Genomic DNA, 21,831 nt, shown 5'->3' on the forward strand with positions numbered 1-21,831 from the left:
GCCGTTACGATCCCAATTCAGATTCCAAATCTGCCAGTGATGGTCTGGGCAAGCTGTCCAGAAGCTGGTGTACGATCTCTCGGCAGGACGGTTCGTTCCAGCCTTCGGGTAAGAAGGCCTTCGGCAGGTCTGGGTGCCTAAGGATCGCGCGCCGCCAATTATGCACGACGAGCACCCGCAAAACGGTCGACTGAAACGGGTCGGCCACGCCCCCTTTGGGCAATAGAGCCAAGACGTTGCGGAAAGTGCCCAGCAAGTGATCGTATGTGTTCTTCAGTTCTGCCGGACCGCATTTATCACGCAGCCAGTCAGGGGCTGAGATGTCATCGCTGTGCAGCACCAGCAGGTCTTCAATACCTGAAGGCGCAGGGCCTGCGGCAATTGCTGTCTGACTGTTCAGCGAGACGTAGTCACCTGTGAGTAGGAGGTCAGAAAGTTCTTGGCGTGAGTTGTTGGAACTGTCTGCCAGCAAAAGGTGCCAAGTCTTCGGATCAATCGATTCCCTTGCATAGATCCGCGGGACAGCAGCAGCGGATTGGCTGCGTCCAAAATCTGCAAGGCTGTGAATGCTGTTCCGTCCGACTCGGGTGCTTTCGATCCAGCCTTCCTTACGAAGGCGATGCAAGGCAACGCGCGTGGCCTCGGCCTTGATCCCGGCCATGCCGGTGAGTTTGGAAATAAGCGCCCCGCTGATCTGATCAGACTCTTTTGGGGCCAGATCACCAAAAATAGTGACAAGGACCGACCAGACACGCTGCGTTCCGCTTGCGGTCAATTCGGTGACGCAGTTTTCAAACCAGTCAGGGGTTCCGTCTTTCATGGGGGAACTATAGACGCTGCGGGCGGATTTGCCATCCGCCCGCAGCATCAGATTAGTAAGCGACCATCGTCAGCAGTTCGTACTCTGCGACCAATTCGTCGTCCTGATTGGTTAGCGTGACATGCCAGCGGACTTCGCCATATTCGTCGTTCCGCTTGGTCTTTTTCTTGACGGTCAGGCGAACCTTCATCGTGTCACCGGCCTCGACCGGTTTCATGAAGCGCAGGCCGTCCAGACCGGTGTTGGCCAGAACCGGCCCTTCGTTCGGTTCGACGAACAGGCCAGCCGCGAAGGACAACAGAAGATATCCATGGGCCACGCGACCCGGGAAGAACGGGTTCCGCTCTGCCGCGGCCTGATCCATGTGGGCATAGAATGTGTCGCCGGTGAAATGCGCGAAATGCTCGATGTCTTCCATCGTGACGGTGCGAGGTTCGGTGTAAAGCGTCTCGCCGATCTGCAGATCGTTGTAGCGACGGGTGAAGGGGTGGGCCGGACCGTCGATCTCGACCGCGCCGGGAACCCATTTCTCGCCAATAGCGGACAGAATTTCGGGAGAGCCCTGAATGGCGGTCCGTTGCATGTAGTGCTTCACACCGCGCACGCCGCCCATTTCCTCGCCGCCACCAGCGCGGCCGGGACCACCGTGCACCATGTGGGGCAGGGGTGAACCATGGCCGGTCGATTCTTTCATCGAGTCGCGGTTGTTGAAGTACAGGCGCCCGTGATAGGCGCCCGCGCCCATGGCAACCTGACGCGCAACGGCCGGATCATGGGTGATGACCGAGGCTACCAGTGACCCCTGGCCCTTGTTCGCCAGTTCGATGGCGTGATCCAGATCACGGTAGCCCATCACGGTACTAACCGGGCCGAAGGCTTCGGTATCGTGGATACGCTGCGCAGCGTCGGGGTTGGCGCAATGGAACAGCATCGGTGGCAGGAAAGCGCCCTTGTCGGCATCTGCACCGTCAACGGCGAAGTCTTCGGGGTTACCAAAGACGCGCTCTGCCTCTTGTCCGATGATCGCGACCTTCTCTAGAACGTCTTGCTTTTGGCCGTTCGAAACCAAGGCACCCATGCTGGTGGTTTCCAGTTTCGGGTCGCCGATGACGGTTTTCGCAAGGCGCGCGGACAGGGCTTCGATGACGGCCTGAACCTGCGCTTCGGGGGCGATGATACGGCGGATGGCGGTACATTTCTGACCGGCCTTCGTGGTCATCTCACGTTGAACCTCTTTGACGAACAGGTCGAACTCAGGCGTGCCGGGTTCTGCATCTGGGCCAAGGATCGAGGCATTCAGGCTGTCTTGCTCCGCCACGAAGCGAACAGAGTTTTCAAGAATGACCGGGTTCGCGCGCAGTTTCAGCGCGGTGTCTGCAGATCCGGTGAAGCTGACAACGTCCTGCATGGTCAGGCGGTCCAGCATGTCGCCCAAACCGCCCGAGACCAGCTGCAGTGCGCCAGCGGGCAGGATGCCCGAGTCCAGCATGATCCGCACACATAGCTCGGTGACATAGCAAGAATTGGTCGCCGGCTTCACGATCGCCGGAACACCGGCCAGCAGCGTGGGCGCGAGTTTTTCCAGCATGCCCCAGACAGGGAAGTTGAAGGCGTTGATGTGGATCGCGACACCTTGTAGCGGGGTGCAAATGTGCTGGCCAAGGAAGGTGCCATTGCGCGACAGTTGTTCGATGTCGCCGTCCAGATAAACGTGCCCGTCCGGCATCTCGCGGCGGCCTTTCGAGGCGAAGACGAACATGGTGCCGATGCCGCCATCAATGTCGATCATGTGGTCGGACTGGGTCGCGCCGGTGTCGAAGGACAGGTCGTACATCGCCTGTTTGTGCTTGCCCAGATGGATCGACAGGGCCTTCAGCATCTTGGCGCGCTCGTGGAAGGTCATCTTGCGCAGGGCCGGACCACCAACATTGCGGGCATAGTCCAGCATCCCCTGTACATCCAACGCGTTGTTGCCGGCCGAGGCAATGACTTCGCCGGTTACGGCGCTGGCGATATTGCGGGCGCCTTCGCCCGGGGCAATCCATTCGCCCGAGGCGAAGCTGGAAATCTGTTGGATGGTCATGAGTCTCTCCTCATCCTTTTCATCTTGTCGCGGCCGGGGCGCGCGAGTCCCCGTCGACATTAAAGTCGACCGTACGGTCGGTCAATAAACTAGTAAGAGTTTTTCTCTCAACCGCTGTAATCTAGCGGACCCGTGCGGGAAGATTGGCAAAACCACGGAATCGAATGCGCCCACCCCGTTCTGCGCCAGAGGCCAGCTGATAGTCTGGGAAGCGCTGCAGGAAACGGCCGACGGCAATGCGCCCTTCCATCCGGGCAAGGGTCAGCCCGACACAGGTGTGTGGCCCCCCGGCGAAAGCGTGATGTTTGTTCGGACGGCGATTCAGCAGCATTTCGTCCGGTTGATCGAACTGACGCGGATCGCGGTTGGCCGCCCCGATGCACAGATGGATATCTGTGCCTGCCGGTATGGTGTGGCCGTGGAAGGTGACATCTTCGGTGGTCAGTCGGTTGCCAAATTGGTTTGGGCTTTCCAGTCGCAGGAACTCATCGACGGCGGTGGTGATCAGATTTGGGTTTGCCAGCAGCTCTGCCCGCTTGTCGCGGTGACGTTCCAGCAGTTCCAGTGCATTGCCGATCAGGTTCGTCGTGGTTTCATGCCCTGCGTTAAGGATGAAAATACAGTTTTGGTAAAGCTCTACCTCTGTCAGACCACCATCCACATCAGTCTGCATCAACCGTGTCAGAACATCGGTCTCGGGGTCGCCGGGGTTGGCGCGCCGATCTTCGATGATGTGGCGTAAGAAGGCTTTAAAATCCGCGACAGAGCGGTTCCCCCATTCTTCCTGTTCGGGTGTCAGTTGAGGTTCGAGCGCACCCAAGATCGCTAGCGACCAATCCCGCAAAGGACCACGTTCGTCGCGGGGGATACCCAGAAGATTGCCGATGATCTCGATCGGGATGGCCCCGGCAAAATCCTCGATCAGTTCAACGTCGCCTTTGGCCTGCATCTCGTCCAGCAAGCTATCGACCAAAGTGATCAGGCCGGGCTCCATCTGGGCCAAGGCACGCGGGTTCATCGCCCCGACCATCACCTTGCGCACTCGCGTGTGCAGCGGCGGGTCGTTGAAAACAAGGCTGGTGGTGTGATGTTCGTACAAGGGGCTGTCGACCCCGTATTTCGGGCCGAAAACAGCCTTTTTGTCAGAGATGAACCGCGTCGTATCGCGATAGACCAAATCCAGATCTTCATACCGGGATAGGACGAAGGTGCCGTCGGGCTGCGGGCAGACGGGTGTGTCCTCCCGCAACGCGGCGTAGATCGAATAAGGGTCCTCGTGAAACCCTTCGGGCAGGGCTGTGAGATTGAACATCAGTGACCCATCGCTCCCATATGTTCAGGCAGGACCAGTACCAGCCATGGGACCAGAACGATAAGGGCCAAGCGGAATATGTCAGCCACCCAGAAGGGGGTCACACCTTTGAAGATCGTGCCGGTCGAAACATCGCCGACGACGCCCTTTAGGATGAACACGTTCAGGCCCACCGGCGGCGTGATCAGGCTGATTTCGGTCACGACGACCACGACGATGCCGAACCAGATCGGGTCATAGCCAAGCGAGGTTACCAGAGGGAAGAAGATCGGAACCGTCAGCAGCAACATCGAGAGCGATTCAAACACGCAGCCCAAAATGATGTAGATGCCAAGGATCATCAGGATGACCACGAAGGGTTTCACATCGTAGGCGGTGACCATGGCAATCAGGGCCTCGGGCAGGCCGGCCAAGTTGATGAAGTTCGAGAAGATCTGCGCGCCAATCAGGACTGAGAACAGGGCCGCTGCCGTGTGGGTGGTTTCCTTCAGGACTTCGAAAGTCGATTTGAAGGTCAGGCCACCGCGTGTCAGCGCGATCAGGAACGCGCCCATGGCGCCCATGCCCGCGGCCTCGGTCGGGCTGAAGGTCAGGTTCAACGGATGGAAGTCGAAAGCACCATAGAGGCCACCGATCACAAGGAAGAATAGTAACAGCACCGCCCAGACAGAGCGCAGTGCCTTCAGGCGCGCACCCCAGCCATGGCGTTCGCCTGCGGGGCCAGAATTCGGGTTGCGCCAGACGGTGTAGCGGACGGCGAATAGGTAAAACAGGATGCCCATGGCCCCCGGCAGGATGCCAGCGACGAACAGTTTCCCGATCGATGTTTCGGTCAGCAGGCCATAGATCACAAGGATTACGGACGGCGGGATCAGGATGCCAAGCGTACCGCCCGCAGCGATCGACGCGGTCGACAACTCATCCGAATAGCCATAGCGACGCATTTCGGGCATGGCGACTTTGGACATGGTCGCAGCGGTCGCCAGCGAGGACCCGCAGATAGCCGAGAAGCCACCACAGGCGGCAACCGTTGCCATCGCGATGCCACCGCGGAAGTGGCCAAGAAAGGCGTTGGAGACGGCATAAAGCTCTTTCGCCAATCCGCCTTTGTTCACAAACAGGCCCATCAGGATGAACAGGGGAACGACCGACAAACCATAGTCCTGGGCCGTGTCCATGATCTGGCGGCCAACCATGGACATGGCGGCTTTCAGGCCGCGTTCCGAAAAGATGTCTCCGCCCCGCTCATAGGCGAAGCCAAAGGTCCCAACGATGCCCATTGCAAAGACGATGGGCAGGCGAAACAGCACCAGTATCAGAACCAGTGCAAAACCAATCAGGGCTACGGTCATTGGGACTGCTCCGTCAAAGTGTGGGGGGCAAAGATGTGCAGGAGGCCGGTAATCACCATCGCAACGGCCGCGATGGCGGTGAAGAATGCGATGAACCAGCCAATATAGAAGACGGGGATCGAAAGGTATTCGGTCACGTCGCCATAGTCGCGGGCGCGTTCGGACAGAATCCAGACGCGTTGAATGGGCCAGATCAGCATGATCCCAGAGGCCAGATACACGATGGCGTCACGGGCACGGGAAAGGCGCAGTCGGGCGAATAAACCATCAGTCAGGTCGACCGCGATCTGGCCCTTACCTGCTGAAATCATTGGAAGAACCGAGAAGACAAGGATCGCCATCAGGATGCGGGTCAGCTCTGTGGCGGCTTCGATCGGTGAATTGAAAACAGAACGCAGGATGACGTCGAAAAATGTCATCACCATCAGAATAAACAGCGCCACACAGGCCAGCAGCGTCGGTAAAAAGCTGGCGCGGCGCGCGAAGGTCACGAGATTTTGCATGGTAAGTCCCCTGCGTGTGGAAATGGCTGGCGAGGTGTCCCCGCCAGCCGATTGGCCTTACTGAGCGGCCATTTCTTTCACGATAAGGTCATAGGCGGCCTGGGCGTCGATGCCTGCATCGTTGACTTCGCCAATGACTTTGGTGCGAACGTCTGCAGCGATCATGTTGAACTTTTCCAGATCCGCGGCAGAAGCAGCGTTGATCGCGTTGCCTTCGGTGCCTTCGGTCGCTTCACGGCCAATCGTGTCGATCTGGTCCCAGATCTTGCCGATTTCACGGCTCAGCGGCTCACCGAAGACTTTTTCGTCCAGTGCTTTCTGCAGGTCTTCCGGCAGGTCTGCGAAAGTGTCTTCGTTCATGATGAAGGCGAAAGATCCGCGATACAGACCGCCCGGGATTTCATACACGTTCTGTGCAACTTCGGTCAGCTTGAAGCCCTTGCGCGATTCAAACGGCATAACAACGCCGTCGGCCGCTTTCGATGCCAGGGTCTCATAGACTTTTGGTGCGGGAACCTGGATGCCGGTCGCACCCAAAGCTGCGCCTACGTCACCGCCAACACCGCCGGGAATACGGACTTTCAGGCCAGAAACCTGATCCAGTGCGGTCACTGCGCTGCTCGAATGCAGCTGTGCCGGGCCGTGCGTGTGCAGAGCGATCAGCTTAACGCCACGGTGCTCGTTGGCGCCCTTCAGGTGCGCTTCGTAAGCGCGCCAGTAGGCGACAGATGCCGCTTCTGCGGAACCTTCGTAGCCAGGAAGTTCAATCATCTTGGTGGTGACAAAGCGACCGGGCTGGTAACCGTGGAAGATGATCGACGCATCAGCTGCGCCATCCATGATCAGGTCCATCTGCGCCGGCGGCGGGGCGATGCCCAGCTTCAGTTCGGCGGTGACTTTGCCGTCGGTGGCTTCTTCAACCATTTCGATGAATTTCGGCCACATCATCGCGTTGATGCCGTGGGTGGGCGGTGCCCAGCTAGAAATGGTCAGCGTGTAGTCCGCTGCAAAGGCCACAGCGCCGGATAGCGCCATCGTGGCGCCTGCCAGAAGCGAAGTGAGTTTCGAAAGTTTGGCCATTGGATCCTCCCTGAGATGGCTATTCAAGTTCGATAACTGGGGTCTGAATTTCATTTCATTTGTAACGATTAATCGTTTCAAATGAAATGAACAAGGATTCTTTGTCTATTTTCCTGATAATTTCCAAGAATTGGGGCTCTCTTCGGCGACGGTTTCCATCGTCGCCCGAGAAACACTTTTTCCGATCTCGGTCTGATAGTTCATTGGTCCGCCGCGCCAACGCGGGAAGCCATACCCATGGATTTGAACCATATCGACGGCCTCTGCGTTTTCAGCGATACCCTCTTCGATGATCAGCGCGCCTTCGTTCGCAAGAACCGCCAGAAGACGAGAAGAAATCTCTTCGGAAGAGAACTGTTTTCGGACGATGCGATGCTTCGCAGAATAGGCTTCGACGATGCCCTCAACTTCCGGATCCCTGATCGGGGCGCGGTTGCCCTCTTCATAGCGATACCAGCCCTTGCCTGATCGTTGGCCGAACCGTTCCATTTCGCAAAGTTGGTCCGCGATCGAAACGTAACGCTCTTTCGGGTCGCGGGTTTCTGCATTGCGTTTACGGTTGGCCCAAGCGATCTGCAGACCGGTAAGGTCTTGCAATTCGTACGGTCCCATCGGCATGCCGAATTCTCGGACCGCTTCGTCCACCTGATAGGGAAGTGCGCCGTCAGCAAGAAGGTAATCTGCCTCTCGACGAAACGCTGCCAGCATCCGGTTTCCGATAAAGCCGTCACAGATTCCGGACAGAACAGACACCTTCCGCAGTTTCTTGCCCAAGGCAAAGCCCGTTGCGATTACTTCGGCGCTGGTTTCCGGGGTCTTCACGATCTCCAGCAGCTTCATCACATGGGCAGGGCTGAAGAAGTGAAGACCGATGCAGCGCGATTGGTTTTCGATCCCGGCGAAAATCTCGGTCGGATCAAGATAGGACGTGTTCGTCGCAAGGATGGCGTTTGCGTCCATGTGTTCGGCAAGGCTGGTAAAGACCTGTTGCTTTACACCCAAATCTTCGAACACCGCTTCGATCGCCAGTTGCGCATCTGCCGCCTCGGCATAGTCATCGACCGCCTTAAAGGCGGACAGGCGATCTTTCATTAGCGCTTCAGACATCTTGCCGCGTTTGACCGCGCCTTGCAGAAGGCTGGCGACGCGTTCTTGGGCGGCAGCTGCGGCTTCGGTGTCACGCTCAATCAAGGTGACCGACAGGCCGCCGGTCAAAGCTGCCGTTGCGATCCCAGCCCCCATCAACCCGCCGCCAACAACAGCGATCTGGCTGATATTACGTGGTTCAACCCCAACGATGTCACTGGGCTTCGACACGCTGCGTTCGGCAAAGAATGCGTGGCGCAGGGCGCGGCTTTCGGCGCTTTTGCGCAGTTCCAGATGGCGCGCCCGCTCTTTTGGCTGTCCGTGTTCAAAGGGCTCCAAAGCCCAGATCAGCGCCATAAGGTTTTCCAAGGGCGACCGCTGGCCCTTCGCGCGCTTTTTCAGGGCGGCGTGAGAGCTCTCTAACAAATCGACCGCGAATTCGGGTACTTCGCGCTGGCTGACAGGAAGCGGACGTTCCGGCAGTTCTTTTGCGAAGTCGCGCGCAGCCTGGGTCAGATCGGCTTCGATCAGGTCCACCGCGCCGAGCGGTTTCAGGGCTTCGGCCTTCAGGATCTTGCCAGAGCACGCCATGTCGATGGCGGTTTCCATTCCCACAAGGCGCGGCAAACGTTGCGTGCCGCCCGCGCCGGGGATCAAGCCTACATTGACTTCTGGCAGGCCGAATCCGGTACCCGGGGCAGCAATCCGCCACGCACAGGCCATTGCGATCTCGAAGCCGCCGCCCAACACATTGCCGTGCATCAGGGCGACAAAAGGAACCTTGCTCTCCTCGATCATTTGAACGACGTCAGGCAAATGTGGCTCTACCGCTGGGGCGTCGAACTCTGACATGTCTCCACCTGCGATGAAGGTCTTACCCGCGCAGCCCAAGAAAGCCACACGCGCCCCTTTGACCGCAGCCACGGCATCTGCCAACCCTTGACGCACCTTGGTAGAGGTCGCGTTCACCGGCGGGTTGTTCACTGTGACCCACGCGATGTCGCCCTCGAACTCGACTTTGACCAGCGGCGCTTGTGGCATGCCTGTTCCTTTTGACATGTTCAGATTCGTTGCGAGGTTATTTATTGACCAACCGTTCGGTTAATGCAATATTTATGTTGGAACAAACGACAAGCGGGACCGCTATGAGCGATACGATTCTTGCGCAGGATCACGGGAACTGGGTGGAAATCACCCTGAATCGCCCGGAAAAACTGAATTCTTTCAATGAGGAAATGCATCTGGCCCTTCGCGGGGCCTTAGAGGCTGCCCGCGACAATGGCGCGCGTGCCGTACTGCTGACCGGAGCAGGTCGGGGATTCTGCGCGGGCCAAGATCTTGGCGATCGCGACCCGTCGAAAATGGATGGTCCGCCTGATCTGGGACATACGGTTCGGACTTTTTATGCCCCTCTCGTACGGCTGATTCGCTCGTTGAACTTTCCGGTTATCTGCGCGGTGAATGGTGTGGCAGCTGGTGCAGGTGCCAATCTTGCATTGGCTTGCGACATGGTTCTGGCGGGCGAAAGCGCCAAGTTCATCCAAAGCTTTTCCAAGGTCGGGCTGATTCCCGACACTGGTGGCAGCTGGCACCTGCCGCGCCTTCTGGGTGAGGCCCGCGCCAAGGGCTTGGCCTTCACGGCGCAACCGCTGAAAGCCAAGCAGGCGGAAGACTGGGGTCTGATCTGGAAAGCCCTGCCCGACGAAGAGTTGATGACCGAGGCCCGCGCAATGGCTGAACAGTTCGCCAACGGCCCGACCCTTGGCCTTGGCCTGACGAAACAAAGCATTCAAACGGCTGCGGTGAACACACTATCTGACCAGTTGGATCTTGAGGCTGAAGCCATGAAAACCTGTGGTGAAAGTGCCGACTATGCCGAAGGTGTCGCAAGTTTCCTTGAGAAACGCGCACCGAATTTTCAGGGTAAGTGACGATGACACCAAAAGAACGCGCCGAAAAATCTGCCGAAGCGATGTGGGCCAATGATGAGGCCAGCAAGTGGTTCGGCATGGTACTGGTCGAGGTGGATGAAGGCCGCGCTACGCTTGCCCTGACCGTTGCGCCCAACCAGTGTAACGGCCACGGTATTTGCCACGGTGGCGTTAGCTTCGCGCTGGCCGACAGTGCTTTTGCCTTTGCTTGCAACAGCCGGAACAAGTCGACCGTCGGTCAGCACACTTTCATGAACTACCTCGCCCCCGGACATTTAGGAGACCGGCTAACGGCCACGGCGACAGAAATCTCTATGACCGGACGTAGTGGTATCTACGACGTGCGTGTCAGCAACCAAGATGGCACCGTGATCGCCGAATTCCGCGGGGTATCCCGCACGATCAACGGTCAACATTTCGAAGAATAATTCGCGTTTGGAGGAGCCCCGCGATGGAAGACCTTAGCCCGAACAAAGCCGATCTCGATCCGATCGAGATCGCCTCGATCGACGAGATTCGTGCCCTGCAATTGGACCGCCTGAAATGGTCGGTGCGTCACGCCTATGACAATGTCCCGATGTATAAGCAACGGTTCGACGAGGCAGGCGTTCACCCGGACGACTTGCAGGAACTGTCCGATCTGGCGAAGTTCCCGTTCACCTATAAGAACGATCTGCGAGACAACTATCCGTTCGGCCTGTTCGCCGTCCCGCGCAACGAGATCATCCGCCTGCACGCGTCCTCGGGCACGACGGGTAAGCCGACCGTTGTGGGCTATACCAAGAACGACATTGACAACTGGGCTGATCTGGTCGCGCGGTCGCTGCGCGCTTCGGGTCTGCGTAGGGGGGACATGGTTCACAACGCCTATGGCTACGGTTTGTTCACCGGTGGTCTGGGCGCGCATTACGGAATCGAGCGTCTTGGCGCGACCGTCGTCCCGATGTCGGGCGGCCAGACCGAAAAGCAGGTTGGTCTGATCACCGACTTCAAACCCGACGGGATCATGGTGACCCCGTCTTACATGCTCAATATCCTCGAGCAGTATCACAAGGTCGGTATGGACCCTCGTGAAAGCTCTTTGAAAGTCGGCGTCTTCGGGGCAGAGCCCTGGACCGATGCCATGCGCAAAGAGGTCGAAAACGCCTTTGATATGCACGCTGTCGACATCTATGGCCTGTCGGAAATCATGGGTCCCGGTGTCGCAAACGAATGCGTGGAGACCAAGGACGGTCCGGTGATCTGGGAAGACCATTTCCTGCCAGAAATCATCGACCCCGAAACCGGCGAAGTGCTGCCCGATGGCGAGATGGGTGAACTGGTCTTCACCACGATCACCAAGGAAGGTCTGCCGATGATCCGATATCGGACCCGCGACCTGACCCGCCTGCTGCCCGGAACCGCGCGCTCAATGCGCCGGATGGAAAAGATCACTGGCCGCAGCGATGACATGATCATCCTGCGCGGCGTCAATGTCTTCCCCAGCCAGGTCGAAGAACAGGTCATGGCGACCGGTGGTTTGGCCCCGTACTACCAGATCGAGCTGTACAAATCGGGTCGTATGGACGCGATGCGCGTCTTTGTCGAAGCCGAACCCGGCTCGGCCGACAATATGTCCAAAACGGCAGCGGCGCGCATGTTGACCAAGCGTATCAAGGACATCGTTGGCGTTTCGACCGAAATTATTGTAGGTGACCCCGGAGACGTTGAGCGTTCGCAAGGCAAGGCCAAGCGGGTCGTCGACAACCGCGATAAGGAGTAAGCCTTGGCCCGTACCATTGCCAAAGATCACGATCAGAAGCGTGAGCAGATCCTGAAATCTGCCGCCAAGGTGTTTGCTGACCAAGGGTTTGACCGCGCTTCGATGACGCTTTTGGCGAAAGAATGCGGGATTTCGAAGGCCAACATCTATCACTACTACGATAGCAAGGATGCCATCCTGTATGACATTCTTGAGACCTATTTGCGCGATCTGCGGGATACGATCCTGCAGGTCGATACCGAAGACCTGTCCCCTGAAGTGAAGTTGCGCACAGCCATTCGGGCAATCCTTCTGGCGTATCAGGGTGCCGACGACGAACACCGGGTTCAGATCAGCGGAATGTCCGCTTTGCCGGAAGAACAGCAAAAGGTTCTGCGCGGCTATCAGCGGGACTTGGTGACCTTCGTCAGTGACATTCTTAAAGAGGTCTCACCGGACACGCTGGATGCCGACAATGACAAGCTGCGGGCCGCGACGATGTCGGTCTTTGGCATGTTGAACTGGTATTACATGTGGAACACGGGTGCCGGAGCCAGCGCCCGCGAAGACTATGCCGATGTCGTCAGCACCTTGACGCTGCATGGTGTGCAGAAGCTGTAAGCCTCTTTCCTTACCCAAGCAAAAAGCGCCGAAGCTGTTCGCCTCGGCGCTTTTTCTTTTTTCAATTCTATTCCTGACGGATCAGACTTTATCTGCGGGCAGCAGTTTGCCGACGCATTCGCCAAAGCCCACCCGGTATCCTTCGCCAAAGGCAGCGCCGCGCAGGGTGACCAGGTCGCCGTCTTCAAGGAAGCTGCGTTCTTCGCCACTGTCCAGCGTCATAGGCTCTTTGCCGCCCCAGCTGATTTCCAGCAGACTGCCCCGGTTTTCCTTGTTCGGACCCGAGATCGTGCCCGAGCCCAACAGGTCACCAATCCGCATTGGACAACCGCTTGAGGCATGGTGCGCCAACTGTTGTGCGGCCGAGTAATACATCTCGTCATAGTTGGTGCGTGCAATGATCGTTTCGCGGCCACCTTCCGGGGTCAGGCCGACCTCTAGCGAGATATCGTACAGCATCGGGGCCGGTTCCTGCAGATAGGGAAGAAGCGGCTTCGAGCGGTCCGGCGTGGTTGTGCGGAACGGGGCCAAGGCCTCGGCTGATACAATCCACGGGCTGATTGTGGTCGCGGTCGCTTTGGCCTGGAACGGGCCTAATGGCTGATACTCCCATGCCTGAATGTCACGGGCGGACCAGTCATTCAGCAGGACGTAGCCAAAGATGTTGTCGAAAGCTTCCTGAACCGAAATCGGCCCGTTGGAGGCCTGACCAACGATGGCCCCCATCTCCAGTTCGATATCGAAACGGGCAGACGGGCCAAAGCGCGGCATCTCATCATTCGGGCCTTTCAGCTGGCCGTTGGGACGCTTGATTTTGGTGCCCGACAGAACCACGGAAGAGGCCCGTCCGTTGTACCCGATCGGAATGTGCAGCCAGTTCGGCGGCAGGGCGTTTTCGGGGCCACGGAACATGGTTCCCACGTTTTGCGCGTGATGGCGGCCTGCGTAGAAATCTGTGTATTCCGCCAGATCAAACGGGAAGTGCAACGTTGCCTGATCCATCGAAACCATATGCGGTTCGACGCCACCCTGGCTGATCGAGTCTTCGGCCAAGAGCGCGGTTAGCTCGCTTCGGAAACGCGACCACTGGTCCTTTCCCAAGGCCATGAAGGCGTTCCAGCTACCGGTCCGAAGCGTCCCGTCAAAGTCCAGAAGACCTGTGGTCTCTAGGCTTGCCAGATCAAGGATCTTGTCCCCGATGGCGACACCGCATTTCGGTTCCGATCCATCGACAGAGAACACGCCATAGGGCAGGTTATTCAGCGGAAAGTCAGTCTCTGCGCTATTAGCGCTTTCGACCCAAGAGCGGAGAAGTTTTGTCATATCAATCTCTTACGTGGCATCCGGCTGATTTTCGGGGCGCGCGGCCTCGAATGCCGGAAGTTTCATGGCAGCCTCTTCGATCTGAAGAAGACGCTGGAAGGGGGTCATGTCAACGCCCCACCGGTGAGCGTTGTAAAGCTGGGCGACAAGGCAGATGTCGGCCAGCGTGGGGGTGTCGGAAAAGCTAAAGATCGGACCCTCGGGCAAAAGTCCCTGATAGGCGTGGAACCCGTCGGTCATCCAGTGGTGCATCCAGTTGATACTATCGTCTGTCGAGGCACCATGTTCGGATTTCAGGCGTCCCACGACCTTGAGGTTATTCACCGGGTGAATGTCCATCGCGATGGTATGAGCCGCCGCCAAAACCTTGGCCCGCGCCACCGCATCGGTGGGCAGGAAGGCCGGGTCAGGGTAAGTCGCGTCCAGATAGTCGATGATCGCCAGCGATTGGGTCAGCACCGTGCCATCGTCCAGAACCAGCGTTGGCACACCTTGTCCCGGGTTGAGCGTCGCGTAATCCGCATCCTGCTGCTCTCCGGCTACAAGGTCCACCGAGGTCTGGTCATAGTCCAGCCCCTTCAGGTTCAACGCGATCCGCACCCGATAGGATGTGGTTGATCTCCAGTATCCGTAAAGCTTCATTTCTTGCCCGGAGTTCCGTCGAACTTCTTGTCGATATCGGACCAGCAATCAATGTAGTCATCCTGAAGTGGTGCCTCTTTCCCGGCGAACTCTGTCAGGTGCTGCGGGAAGCGGGTTTCGAACATGAAGGACATGGTGTTGTCCAGCTTTTCGGGCTTCAGGTCGGCGTTGGACGCGCCTTCAAAAGCGTTCTTGTCCGGACCGTGCGGGATCATCATATTGTGCAGCGACATGCCGCCGGGGATGAAGCCCTGCGGCTTGGCGTCGTACTGGCCATAGATGTTGCCCATCAGCTCGGACATGATGTTCTTGTGGTACCACGGCGGGCGGAAGGTATCTTCCATCACCATCCAGCGTTCACGGAACAGAACGAAGTCGATATTCGCGGTGCCCGGCACGCCCGACGGGGCGGTCAGCACGGTGAAGATCGAAGGGTCCGGGTGGTCGAACAGGATCGACCCGACCGGGCAATAGGTGCGCAGGTCGTATTTCACAGGAGCATAGTTGCCGTGCCAAGCGACCACATCCAGTGGCGAATGCCCGATCTCGCAGCGGTGGAACTGACCACACCATTTGACGGTGACGGTCGAGGCCGCTTCACGATCTTCGAATGCCGCAACGGGCGATTTGAAGTCACGACGGTTCGCCATACAGTTCGCACCGATCGGACCACGGCCCGGCAGTTCAAACTTCTGGCCGTAGTTCTCGCAGACAAAGCCACGCGCGGGGCCTTCCAGAACCTCGACACGGTACAGAAGGCCGCGCGGGATGATGGCGATCTCTTTTGGCTCTAGGTCGATGATGCCCAGTTCGGTGGCAAAGCGCAGGCGACCCTCTTGCGGGACGATCAGCAGTTCGGAATCCGCCGAGAAGAAATAGTCGTCAGTCATCGACTCGGTGACCAGATAGATGTGGCTGGCCATGCCGACCTGAGTGTTCACATCGCCGGCTGTGGTCATGGTGCGCATGCCGGTGATCCAGTTCAACGGCTGGTCGGTGTGCTCCACCGGATCCCAACGATACTGGCCAAGGCTTTGGACGTCCTCGATCACGTTCGGCGCCGACTTCCAGTAGGGTACGTCGATCTTCGTGTACCGGCTGGAATGCTTCACCGACGGGCGAATGCGATAGCACCAAGTCCGTTCGTTCTGGTGGCTGGGGGCTGTGAAAGCGGTGCCCGAAAGCTGCTCACCGTAAAGACCATAATTGCATTTCTGCGGCGAGTTCATGCCCTGCGGCAGGGCACCCGGCAGCGCCTCGGTTTCAAAGTCATTGCCGAAACCGGGCATATAGCCTGGGGTTACGGTGCCGCCGTCGGCCTGCACCATCGGCTTGCGATCCATCTCGTTCATTGCGCGTCTCCAATACGTCAGGCCGCGCCGGGGTCCGGCGCGGCAGCAGGACCTAGGCGTCCTTTTCCAATTCCTTGGCGTGTAGCCATGCCGCGTGCTGCGGGGCTTTCTTGGTTCGGGACCACTCTTCAAGCATATCCCATTTGACCTCATCCATGCGCTTCAACATGGCTTCCTCTTCCGGGTCCGGGCAGGCGAGTTCAACGCGATGACCATTCGGGTCGAAGAAGTAGATCGAGTGGAAGATCGAGTGGTCTGTGACCCCAAGAACCTCGACGCCATTGGCTTCAAGGTGCTCTTTGAACTCGATCAGGGTCTCGCGATCTTTCACTTTGAACGCGATGTGCTGAACCCAAATCGGGGTGTTTGGGTCACGACCCATTTCCGGTTTGGTCGGCAGTTCGAAGAACGCCAACACATTGCCGTCCCCTGCGTCCAGAAACAGGTGCATATAGGGGTCGGGCTCGTGGGTCGAAGGCACATGGTCCTCGGCAATCGCAAGGATGAAATCCATGTTCAGCATCTTGCCATACCACTCGACAGTCTCTTTCGCGTCTTTGCAGCGATAGGCCACGTGGTGGATTTTCTCGATCTTCATCGCAGTTACTCCTGTTTCAGCGCGGCTGCCGCCAGCGCTTGTGAAAGGATTTCGCGGTTTCCAATATGGTTGGCCAGAACCAGCACCAGACGAGCGTTCAGTGCATCGCTATCGTCTTTGCTAAGGCCGTCGTGGGTGGCGATCAGCTCGGCATAGAAGTCGTCCGGGCTGTCGATATTCGGGGTCAGGGTCAGGGTGTCGGTCATTAGATCACTCCTTGCCAATGGCGCGGCGAACGGCTGCGCGGAAGATGTTTTCGTCAAAGTTGGGGCGACGGGCAGCGACGTGCTGGTCCGGCCGGATCAGGTAGATAGCGCTGTCGTTGTCGCCAAGGTAACGCTCTTTCAACGCACCGGTCGGATCGTCCTCGGTGGACAGGGCCAGACGGGTCACGTTGATGCCCTCTTCTTCAAAGCTTTCAGGCGCCTCGGCGTTGATGGTCAGCAGCGTGAAGCGGTCCGCCAGCTGTGGCAACAGGAACCCATCACCAAGCGGCGCGTCGGGGCAGGGACTGCCGGGGCGCGAGCGTTTTGGCTCCATCATCGCGTCGGGTGAATTCAGGGGTGATCCGTCGTAGGTGCAGGGCACCGACAAGCGACCCGAGTTCACCAAGGGCCGGGCAAAGGTGTATTGCTCGGACAGATCCAGAACCGCGTCACGGAACAGTTTGCTCATGTCGGACTTCGGTGTGATGAAATCGGTCGAACGGGTCGAGTTCAGGATGTTTTCATCTGCGCCGTGGATACGTTCGTTGTCATAAGTGTCCAACAGGCTGTCCGGCGCCTTGCCGTTGATGACCAGACCCAGTTTCCAACCAAGGTTGTCCACGTCCTGCATGCCAGAGTTCGCACCGCGCGCGCCGAAAGGCGAAACTTGGTGGGCAGAGTCACCGGCAAAGAACACGCGTCCATGACGGAAGCTGTCCATCCGTTTGCATTGGAATGTATAGATCGAGGACCAGACCATGTCGTATTCGACGCCCTCGCCTAAGAAGGCATCCAGACGGCGGCGGATGTTTTCCTCTTTCATCTCTTCCTTGCGATCAACGTCCCAGCCAATCTGGAAGTCGACGCGCCAGACATCGTCGGGCTGTCGGTGCAACAATGTAGAAGCGCCTTCCCCGTGGCTGGGGTCAAACCAGAACCAGCGCTCTGTCGGGAAGTCGTTGTTTTTCATCTTGATGTCGGCGATCAGGAAGCTGTCCTGGAACACCTTGCCGGTGAACTCATACCCCAGCATCTCACGCAATGGCGAAGAAGCACCGTCACAACCGATCAGCCATTCGGCCTCGATCTTGTACGGCCCATCAGGGGTCAGAATACCGATTTCGACGTGATCGTCGTGGACGGTAACGTTTTCGACGCGGTTCTTTCCGCGCACCTCAATCGGCGCACCATTCGCCTGAAGCTCTTCAAAGCGATCCAGCATATAGCTTTCGAAATAAGGCTGCTGCAGGTTGATGAAGGCCGGGAATTCGTGGCCCTCTTCTGGAAGAAGATTGAATTCAAACACTTTGCGGTCGCGGTGGAAGACCTTGCCAAGGTTCCAGACAACGCCCTTTTCGACCATGGGTTTGCCTGCGCCATAGCGGTCTGCAATCTCTAGGCAACGTTTCGAAAAGCAGATCGCCCGAGATCCCATGCCAACGCCTTCATGGTCATCCAGCACCAGCGTTTCGATGCCCTGACGGCCCAGATCAAGCGCCGTCGCCACACCAATAGGCCCCCCGCCCATCACCACCACCTTGTGGCGCACAGGCTTGGCCGCGTCCTGATCAGCGGACTTCTGGTAGGGATAGCGTTTGTACGCCAGCGTGTATCTGTCGTCGAACATGGTTTTCTCCTCCGCTGTGCCAGACTGTGCCTGACACCAAGTTCGTGGCTTTGCGGCCCCGAAGGGCCGCGTGTCGCCTTAGCCCTGAAGCTGTGCCCACATCTCTAGATCGCGCTCGGCGGTCCAGATACGCGGGGTGTCGATGCCGCGGGCCTCGTCATAGGCGCGGGCAACGTTGAAGGGCAGGCAGTGTTCGTAGATCGCATAGTCTGCGAATTTCGGGTCGCATTCGGCGCGGACCGCGTCCCATGCCTCTTTCAGCGAACCACCGCGCGCGGCGATTTTCTGGACCGGGCGATAGGTGCTTTCCACGAAGTCGCGCGTGTTCTCGATGGCGGCGTTGACCATCTCTTTGCCGACCAATGCATCACCACGGCCCGGCGCAATCGCGTCCACGTCAAAGTATGCGATGTTGTCCAGCGTATCGCCCCAGTCAGAGAAGTGGCCATCGCCGCAATAGCAGGCAGAGTGGTATTCTACGATGTCGCCGGTGAACATGACGTTCTGGTCTGGGACGTGAATGACAATGTCACCCGCCGTATGCGCACGGCCAAGATGCATCAGTTCAACGCGGCGGTTGCCCAGATAGACGGTCATGTCGTCGCTGAACGTGGTGGTCGGGTAGGTGAGGCCCGGAATGCTTTCATGGCCCTCGAACAGGCGCGGGAAGCGCTGGAATTCGCTATCCCAGTCCTCTTTGCCGCGCTCAACGACCATCGCACGGGCGGTGTCACCCATAATGATCTGGTTCGCGCCATAGGCGCTCGCGCCCAGAACACGGACCGCGTGATAGTGGGTCAGAACCACGTGGCTGATTGGCTTGTCGGTGACGCTGCGCACACATTCGATCACTTTGTTTGCCAGACGCGGGGTGGCTTGCGCTTCGACAATCATCACGCTGTCGTCGCCGATAATCACACCCGAGTTCGGATCACCTTCGGCGGTGAAGGCATAAAGCCCGTCACCAATTTCGTCGAAAGTGATCTTTTTTTCGGTCAGGTCGCCTTGAGATGCGAATGCCTTGGCCATGGAATTCCTCCTTGTGTACCGGGCGCCACGTCGAAGTTGATTCTTGCGCGGGGTACGGTCTGTCGCTACGTTGGGGTCAATATCGTTTCAAGTGAAACGAAAGTCAATATCATTTCGATCGAAACGAAATCGGGAAGACGGATTTGCCATGAAGAGCAATGACTTCAATTTATCACATTTTCTTCCCTACCGGCTGGCCGTGTTGTCAGAGCGTGTCAGCAAGCGGCTGTCCTCGGAATATTCCGAACAGTTCGGGCTGACGACCCCGGAATGGCGGGTCATGGCCCATCTGTCGCGAAGTGAAAAAGTTTCGGTGCGTGAAATTCACACCAACGCCAATCTTGAAAAGCCCAGGGTCAGCCGCGCCGTTGCCAAACTGGAAAAAGCCGGGCTTGTCACAAAGTCCGTCAACGAAGGTGATCACCGCCTGATCGAAGTGTCATTGACCCCCGAAGGGTGGAAGGTTCTCAACCAGTTTTTGCCAAATGCTCTGGAGTTGGAGAATTCACTGCTGGGGACCTTTTCGTCAGAGGAAGTCGATCAGTTCTATGACATGATTGAACGTCTGCATGCGGTGCTGGACGAAGATCCCAAAGCCGCACCCCGTCCGAAAATGGACAAGGTCTAAGGCAGGCCCGAAGCGGTTTCCAACGGGCCTACCTAGGTTCATAAAGGCGTTTAGCCAGCCGTCAGCCCCAGCTTTTCGACTATCGCCGTCGTCTCCGCGCTCCAACGCGCGCGCAGTTCCTGGCTGTCGGTGCGGCGCAGGCCCAAGGTCTTCAGAGCCTTCAGACGATCCGCGTCGCTGCTGCCGAACGACGCCGCTACGCGCGGCCACCAATAATCGACAGAGGTCTGAACAGAGGCTTTGTCTTCCGCTTCCAACAGTTTGATCAGACCCTCTTCGGCCAGCTCGGCATGTCGCGCTTCAACCGGGGCAATGGCGCGGAACGCTTCTGCCAAGGGTTGGTAAGAGACCATGCTGAACTCTGCCAATTGTACGGCCACGGCGCGCCCCATCAGCAGGTTCATGACCACCGCGTCGGCCCAGCCCTGCAGCGGGTAGTTAAACACCGCCAGACGCATGTCGTGCTCGCTGCGCGAAGCGCCGATGTCGGCATCACGGTCTAGGCGCGCAGACCACGGGTGGTGGTTAGCGTAACGCGCGGTGTTAGCGCCGAATTCGCCCATGATGGACAGAACGCGGTCGGCGTTGTCGGTCTTTTCCAGCACGATCTTGGCGGCGGCGATCCGCTCTTTGATGCCGGGGCCTTGGTTGATGATGTCTGCGAACCCGGCGGCACCCGCCAGTTCGCTGTCCACGAAAGTGGCCATCAGTTTCATCAGCTCAGCACGATAGCGCGGCGGAACGTTCGACGGGTTGGTCAGTACGCCGCCTTGGGCAAGATAGCTTTCGATGCTCATATCTTCAGGCATGATCTTCCCCTTTATTGGTCAAAGTCGACAACAACGTTGTCGGTCAGCGGGAAGGATTGGCAGGACAGGACATAACCTTTCTCGACCTCGTAATCCTCTAGTGCGTGGTTGGTGACCATCTCGACTTCGCCTTCCAGAACTTTACAGCGGCAGGTCGAGCAAACCCCGGCCTTACAGGCGTAAGGCGCGTCCATCGCGTTGTCCAAGGCGGCATCCAGAATGGTGGTGTCCTTGGGCATTTCGATGGTCTGGGTGGCCCCGTCCAGCGTGATCGAGGCTTTGGCCTGATTGGCGCTGCTGGCAGCATCCTTGCTGACAACCTTGCGTTTCAGTCGGCCGGGTTGCGCGCTGGCGAACAGCTCGAATTTGATCTGGTTGTCGGTCAGCCCATGATCGCGCAGGGCCTTGGCAATGCCCAGCATCATCGGCTCTGGTCCGCAGATAAAGGCGGTGTCGACGTTTTCGATGTCGATCCAGCCGGTCTTGAACAGATCGGCGCATTTTTCCTCGGTCACCAGACCGGTGAACAGGTCGATCTCTTGCGCGTCGCTTTCCAGAACATGGATGACGTTGAAGCGACCCATATAGGTGTTCTTCAGGTCTTCCAGCTCTTCGCGGAACATGATCGTGTTCACGCCCTTGTTGGCATAAACCAGCGTGAATGTAGACCCCGGCTCGCGCGCCAGCGTCGTCTTCAGGATCGACAGGACGGGCGTGATACCAGACCCACCAGCAAAGCCGAGGTACTGCTTCTCATTCGCAGCATTCAGTTCGGTAAAGAAACCACCCATCGGCGGCATGGCCTGAACCGTATCGCCGACCTTCAGGTCTTCGTTCGCCCAGGTCGAAAACGCACCGCCATCGACGCGCTTGATGCCAACCTGCAGGATGCCTTCATCCTTGCCCGCGCAGATCGAATAGGATCGGCGCAGTTCCTCACCTTCAAAGTCCTGACGGAAGGTCAGGTACTGGCCTTGGGTGAAGTCAAATTCCTCGGCCGCGCCATTGACGGGCTTCAGGGTCACGACAACAGCGTCGCGGATGGTCTTGTGGATGTCAGTGACTTCCAGATCGTGAAAGCGCGCCAT

General features: G+C 58.1%; 21 protein-coding genes. 5 read left to right on the forward strand and 16 right to left on the reverse strand.

What is annotated here, in order from left to right; translation table 11 throughout:
- Positions 1–4: 4 nt before the first annotated feature.
- From CLM58_RS03400 to CLM58_RS03430, 7 genes are all read right to left on the reverse strand, one after another.
- Positions 5–820, reverse strand: coding sequence for a PaaX family transcriptional regulator C-terminal domain-containing protein (locus CLM58_RS03400; protein WP_158221842.1), 816 nt, complete (start codon positions 818–820; stop codon positions 5–7).
- 52 nt (positions 821–872) lie between these two features.
- Positions 873–2,903 (reverse strand): phenylacetic acid degradation bifunctional protein PaaZ, encoded by a 2,031-nt coding sequence (paaZ, locus tag CLM58_RS03405; RefSeq protein WP_095594482.1) that lies wholly within the window; start codon positions 2,901–2,903, stop codon positions 873–875.
- 121 nt (positions 2,904–3,024) lie between these two features.
- Positions 3,025–4,215 (reverse strand): cytochrome P450, encoded by a 1,191-nt coding sequence (locus CLM58_RS03410; protein ID WP_095594483.1) that lies wholly within the window; start codon positions 4,213–4,215, stop codon positions 3,025–3,027.
- Complete coding sequence (locus CLM58_RS03415; RefSeq protein ID WP_095594484.1) at positions 4,215–5,567, reverse strand: TRAP transporter large permease; 1,353 nt, start codon at positions 5,565–5,567, stop codon at positions 4,215–4,217. The genes CLM58_RS03410 and CLM58_RS03415 overlap by 1 nt, the downstream gene beginning before the upstream one ends.
- Positions 5,564–6,070 (reverse strand): TRAP transporter small permease, encoded by a 507-nt coding sequence (locus CLM58_RS03420; protein WP_095594485.1) that lies wholly within the window; start codon positions 6,068–6,070, stop codon positions 5,564–5,566. Before CLM58_RS03420 ends, CLM58_RS03415 begins: the two co-directional genes overlap by 4 nt.
- Before the next feature lie 57 nt (positions 6,071–6,127).
- Positions 6,128–7,150 (reverse strand): TRAP transporter substrate-binding protein, encoded by a 1,023-nt coding sequence (locus tag CLM58_RS03425; RefSeq protein WP_095594486.1) that lies wholly within the window; start codon positions 7,148–7,150, stop codon positions 6,128–6,130.
- Between the two features lie 105 nt (positions 7,151–7,255).
- The gene (locus CLM58_RS03430) at positions 7,256–9,295 is read right to left on the reverse strand and encodes an FAD-dependent oxidoreductase (protein ID WP_229666187.1); all 2,040 of its coding nucleotides are present in this window, start codon (positions 9,293–9,295) and stop codon (positions 7,256–7,258) included.
- An 86-nt stretch (positions 9,296–9,381) separates the two neighbouring features.
- On the opposite strand from CLM58_RS03430, the gene paaG reads away from it, so the two are divergent.
- The 4 genes from paaG to CLM58_RS03450 are packed head-to-tail and all read left to right on the forward strand — an operon-like array spanning position 9,382 to position 12,529.
- The gene (paaG, locus tag CLM58_RS03435) at positions 9,382–10,167 is read left to right on the forward strand and encodes a 2-(1,2-epoxy-1,2-dihydrophenyl)acetyl-CoA isomerase PaaG (RefSeq protein WP_095594487.1); all 786 of its coding nucleotides are present in this window, start codon (positions 9,382–9,384) and stop codon (positions 10,165–10,167) included.
- 2 nt (positions 10,168–10,169) lie between these two features.
- The gene (gene paaI / locus CLM58_RS03440) at positions 10,170–10,595 is read left to right on the forward strand and encodes a hydroxyphenylacetyl-CoA thioesterase PaaI (RefSeq protein WP_095594488.1); all 426 of its coding nucleotides are present in this window, start codon (positions 10,170–10,172) and stop codon (positions 10,593–10,595) included.
- Between the two features lie 23 nt (positions 10,596–10,618).
- Positions 10,619–11,929 carry a phenylacetate--CoA ligase PaaK gene (gene paaK / locus CLM58_RS03445; protein WP_095594489.1) on the forward strand — a complete coding sequence of 437 codons (1,311 nt, stop codon included), beginning with the start codon at positions 10,619–10,621 and terminating at the stop codon, positions 11,927–11,929.
- Between the two features lie 3 nt (positions 11,930–11,932).
- A complete protein-coding gene (locus tag CLM58_RS03450) occupies positions 11,933–12,529 on the forward strand; it encodes a TetR/AcrR family transcriptional regulator (RefSeq protein WP_095594490.1) in 597 nt (198 codons plus the stop codon).
- Between the two features lie 81 nt (positions 12,530–12,610).
- On the opposite strand, the gene fahA is transcribed toward CLM58_RS03450, so the two are convergent.
- The 7 genes from fahA to CLM58_RS03485 form a co-directional block, all read right to left on the reverse strand.
- The gene (gene fahA / locus CLM58_RS03455) at positions 12,611–13,852 is read right to left on the reverse strand and encodes a fumarylacetoacetase (RefSeq protein ID WP_095594491.1); all 1,242 of its coding nucleotides are present in this window, start codon (positions 13,850–13,852) and stop codon (positions 12,611–12,613) included.
- A gap of 9 nt (positions 13,853–13,861) precedes the next feature.
- On the reverse strand, positions 13,862–14,494 hold the full coding sequence (gene maiA / locus CLM58_RS03460) for a maleylacetoacetate isomerase (protein ID WP_095594492.1): 633 nt from the start codon (positions 14,492–14,494) through the stop codon (positions 13,862–13,864).
- Complete coding sequence (gene hmgA, locus CLM58_RS03465; RefSeq protein ID WP_095594493.1) at positions 14,491–15,846, reverse strand: homogentisate 1,2-dioxygenase; 1,356 nt, start codon at positions 15,844–15,846, stop codon at positions 14,491–14,493. The genes maiA and hmgA overlap by 4 nt, the downstream gene beginning before the upstream one ends.
- A gap of 52 nt (positions 15,847–15,898) precedes the next feature.
- Complete coding sequence (locus tag CLM58_RS03470; protein WP_095594494.1) at positions 15,899–16,444, reverse strand: VOC family protein; 546 nt, start codon at positions 16,442–16,444, stop codon at positions 15,899–15,901.
- 5 nt (positions 16,445–16,449) lie between these two features.
- Complete coding sequence (locus tag CLM58_RS03475; protein WP_095594495.1) at positions 16,450–16,650, reverse strand: DUF2783 domain-containing protein; 201 nt, start codon at positions 16,648–16,650, stop codon at positions 16,450–16,452.
- Positions 16,651–16,654: 4 nt separating this feature from the next.
- On the reverse strand, positions 16,655–18,277 hold the full coding sequence (locus CLM58_RS03480) for an FAD-dependent oxidoreductase (protein WP_095594496.1): 1,623 nt from the start codon (positions 18,275–18,277) through the stop codon (positions 16,655–16,657).
- A 78-nt stretch (positions 18,278–18,355) separates the two neighbouring features.
- A complete protein-coding gene (locus tag CLM58_RS03485) occupies positions 18,356–19,306 on the reverse strand; it encodes an MBL fold metallo-hydrolase (protein WP_095594497.1) in 951 nt (316 codons plus the stop codon).
- Positions 19,307–19,454: 148 nt separating this feature from the next.
- Between CLM58_RS03485 and CLM58_RS03490 the strand changes: the two genes are divergently transcribed.
- Positions 19,455–19,934 carry a MarR family winged helix-turn-helix transcriptional regulator gene (locus CLM58_RS03490; protein WP_095594498.1) on the forward strand — a complete coding sequence of 160 codons (480 nt, stop codon included), beginning with the start codon at positions 19,455–19,457 and terminating at the stop codon, positions 19,932–19,934.
- A gap of 50 nt (positions 19,935–19,984) precedes the next feature.
- Here CLM58_RS03490 and CLM58_RS03495 read toward each other — a convergent pair whose 3' ends face one another.
- Positions 19,985–20,743 carry a Phenylacetic acid catabolic protein gene (locus tag CLM58_RS03495; RefSeq protein WP_095594499.1) on the reverse strand — a complete coding sequence of 253 codons (759 nt, stop codon included), beginning with the start codon at positions 20,741–20,743 and terminating at the stop codon, positions 19,985–19,987.
- Between the two features lie 11 nt (positions 20,744–20,754).
- Entirely contained in the window at positions 20,755–21,831 is a 1,077-nt protein-coding gene (locus CLM58_RS03500) for a 2Fe-2S iron-sulfur cluster-binding protein (protein WP_095594500.1), read from the reverse strand.

The sequence above is a fragment of the Actibacterium pelagium genome (assembly GCF_002285415.1).
In the GTDB taxonomy this organism is placed as follows: domain Bacteria; phylum Pseudomonadota; class Alphaproteobacteria; order Rhodobacterales; family Rhodobacteraceae; genus Actibacterium_B; species Actibacterium_B pelagium.

Coding starts and splice junctions, on each gene's coding strand:
- CLM58_RS03400 (WP_158221842.1), bottom strand. CDS start 820: ATGAAAGACGGAACCCCTGACTGGTTTGAAAACTGCGTCACCGAATTG.
- paaZ (WP_095594482.1), bottom strand. CDS start 2,903: ATGACCATCCAACAGATTTCCAGCTTCGCCTCGGGCGAATGGATTGCC.
- CLM58_RS03410 (WP_095594483.1), bottom strand. CDS start 4,215: ATGTTCAATCTCACAGCCCTGCCCGAAGGGTTTCACGAGGACCCTTAT.
- CLM58_RS03415 (WP_095594484.1), bottom strand. CDS start 5,567: ATGACCGTAGCCCTGATTGGTTTTGCACTGGTTCTGATACTGGTGCTG.
- CLM58_RS03420 (WP_095594485.1), bottom strand. CDS start 6,070: ATGCAAAATCTCGTGACCTTCGCGCGCCGCGCCAGCTTTTTACCGACG.
- CLM58_RS03425 (WP_095594486.1), bottom strand. CDS start 7,150: ATGGCCAAACTTTCGAAACTCACTTCGCTTCTGGCAGGCGCCACGATG.
- CLM58_RS03430 (WP_229666187.1), bottom strand. CDS start 9,295: ATGTCAAAAGGAACAGGCATGCCACAAGCGCCGCTGGTCAAAGTCGAG.
- paaG (WP_095594487.1), top strand. CDS start 9,382: ATGAGCGATACGATTCTTGCGCAGGATCACGGGAACTGGGTGGAAATC.
- paaI (WP_095594488.1), top strand. CDS start 10,170: ATGACACCAAAAGAACGCGCCGAAAAATCTGCCGAAGCGATGTGGGCC.
- paaK (WP_095594489.1), top strand. CDS start 10,619: ATGGAAGACCTTAGCCCGAACAAAGCCGATCTCGATCCGATCGAGATC.
- fahA (WP_095594491.1), bottom strand. CDS start 13,852: ATGACAAAACTTCTCCGCTCTTGGGTCGAAAGCGCTAATAGCGCAGAG.
- maiA (WP_095594492.1), bottom strand. CDS start 14,494: ATGAAGCTTTACGGATACTGGAGATCAACCACATCCTATCGGGTGCGG.
- hmgA (WP_095594493.1), bottom strand. CDS start 15,846: ATGAACGAGATGGATCGCAAGCCGATGGTGCAGGCCGACGGCGGCACC.
- CLM58_RS03470 (WP_095594494.1), bottom strand. CDS start 16,444: ATGAAGATCGAGAAAATCCACCACGTGGCCTATCGCTGCAAAGACGCG.
- CLM58_RS03475 (WP_095594495.1), bottom strand. CDS start 16,650: ATGACCGACACCCTGACCCTGACCCCGAATATCGACAGCCCGGACGAC.
- CLM58_RS03480 (WP_095594496.1), bottom strand. CDS start 18,277: ATGTTCGACGACAGATACACGCTGGCGTACAAACGCTATCCCTACCAG.
- CLM58_RS03485 (WP_095594497.1), bottom strand. CDS start 19,306: ATGGCCAAGGCATTCGCATCTCAAGGCGACCTGACCGAAAAAAAGATC.
- CLM58_RS03490 (WP_095594498.1), top strand. CDS start 19,455: ATGAAGAGCAATGACTTCAATTTATCACATTTTCTTCCCTACCGGCTG.
- CLM58_RS03495 (WP_095594499.1), bottom strand. CDS start 20,743: ATGCCTGAAGATATGAGCATCGAAAGCTATCTTGCCCAAGGCGGCGTA.
- CLM58_RS03500 (WP_095594500.1), bottom strand. CDS start 21,831: ATGGCGCGCTTTCACGATCTGGAAGTCACTGACATCCACAAGACCATC.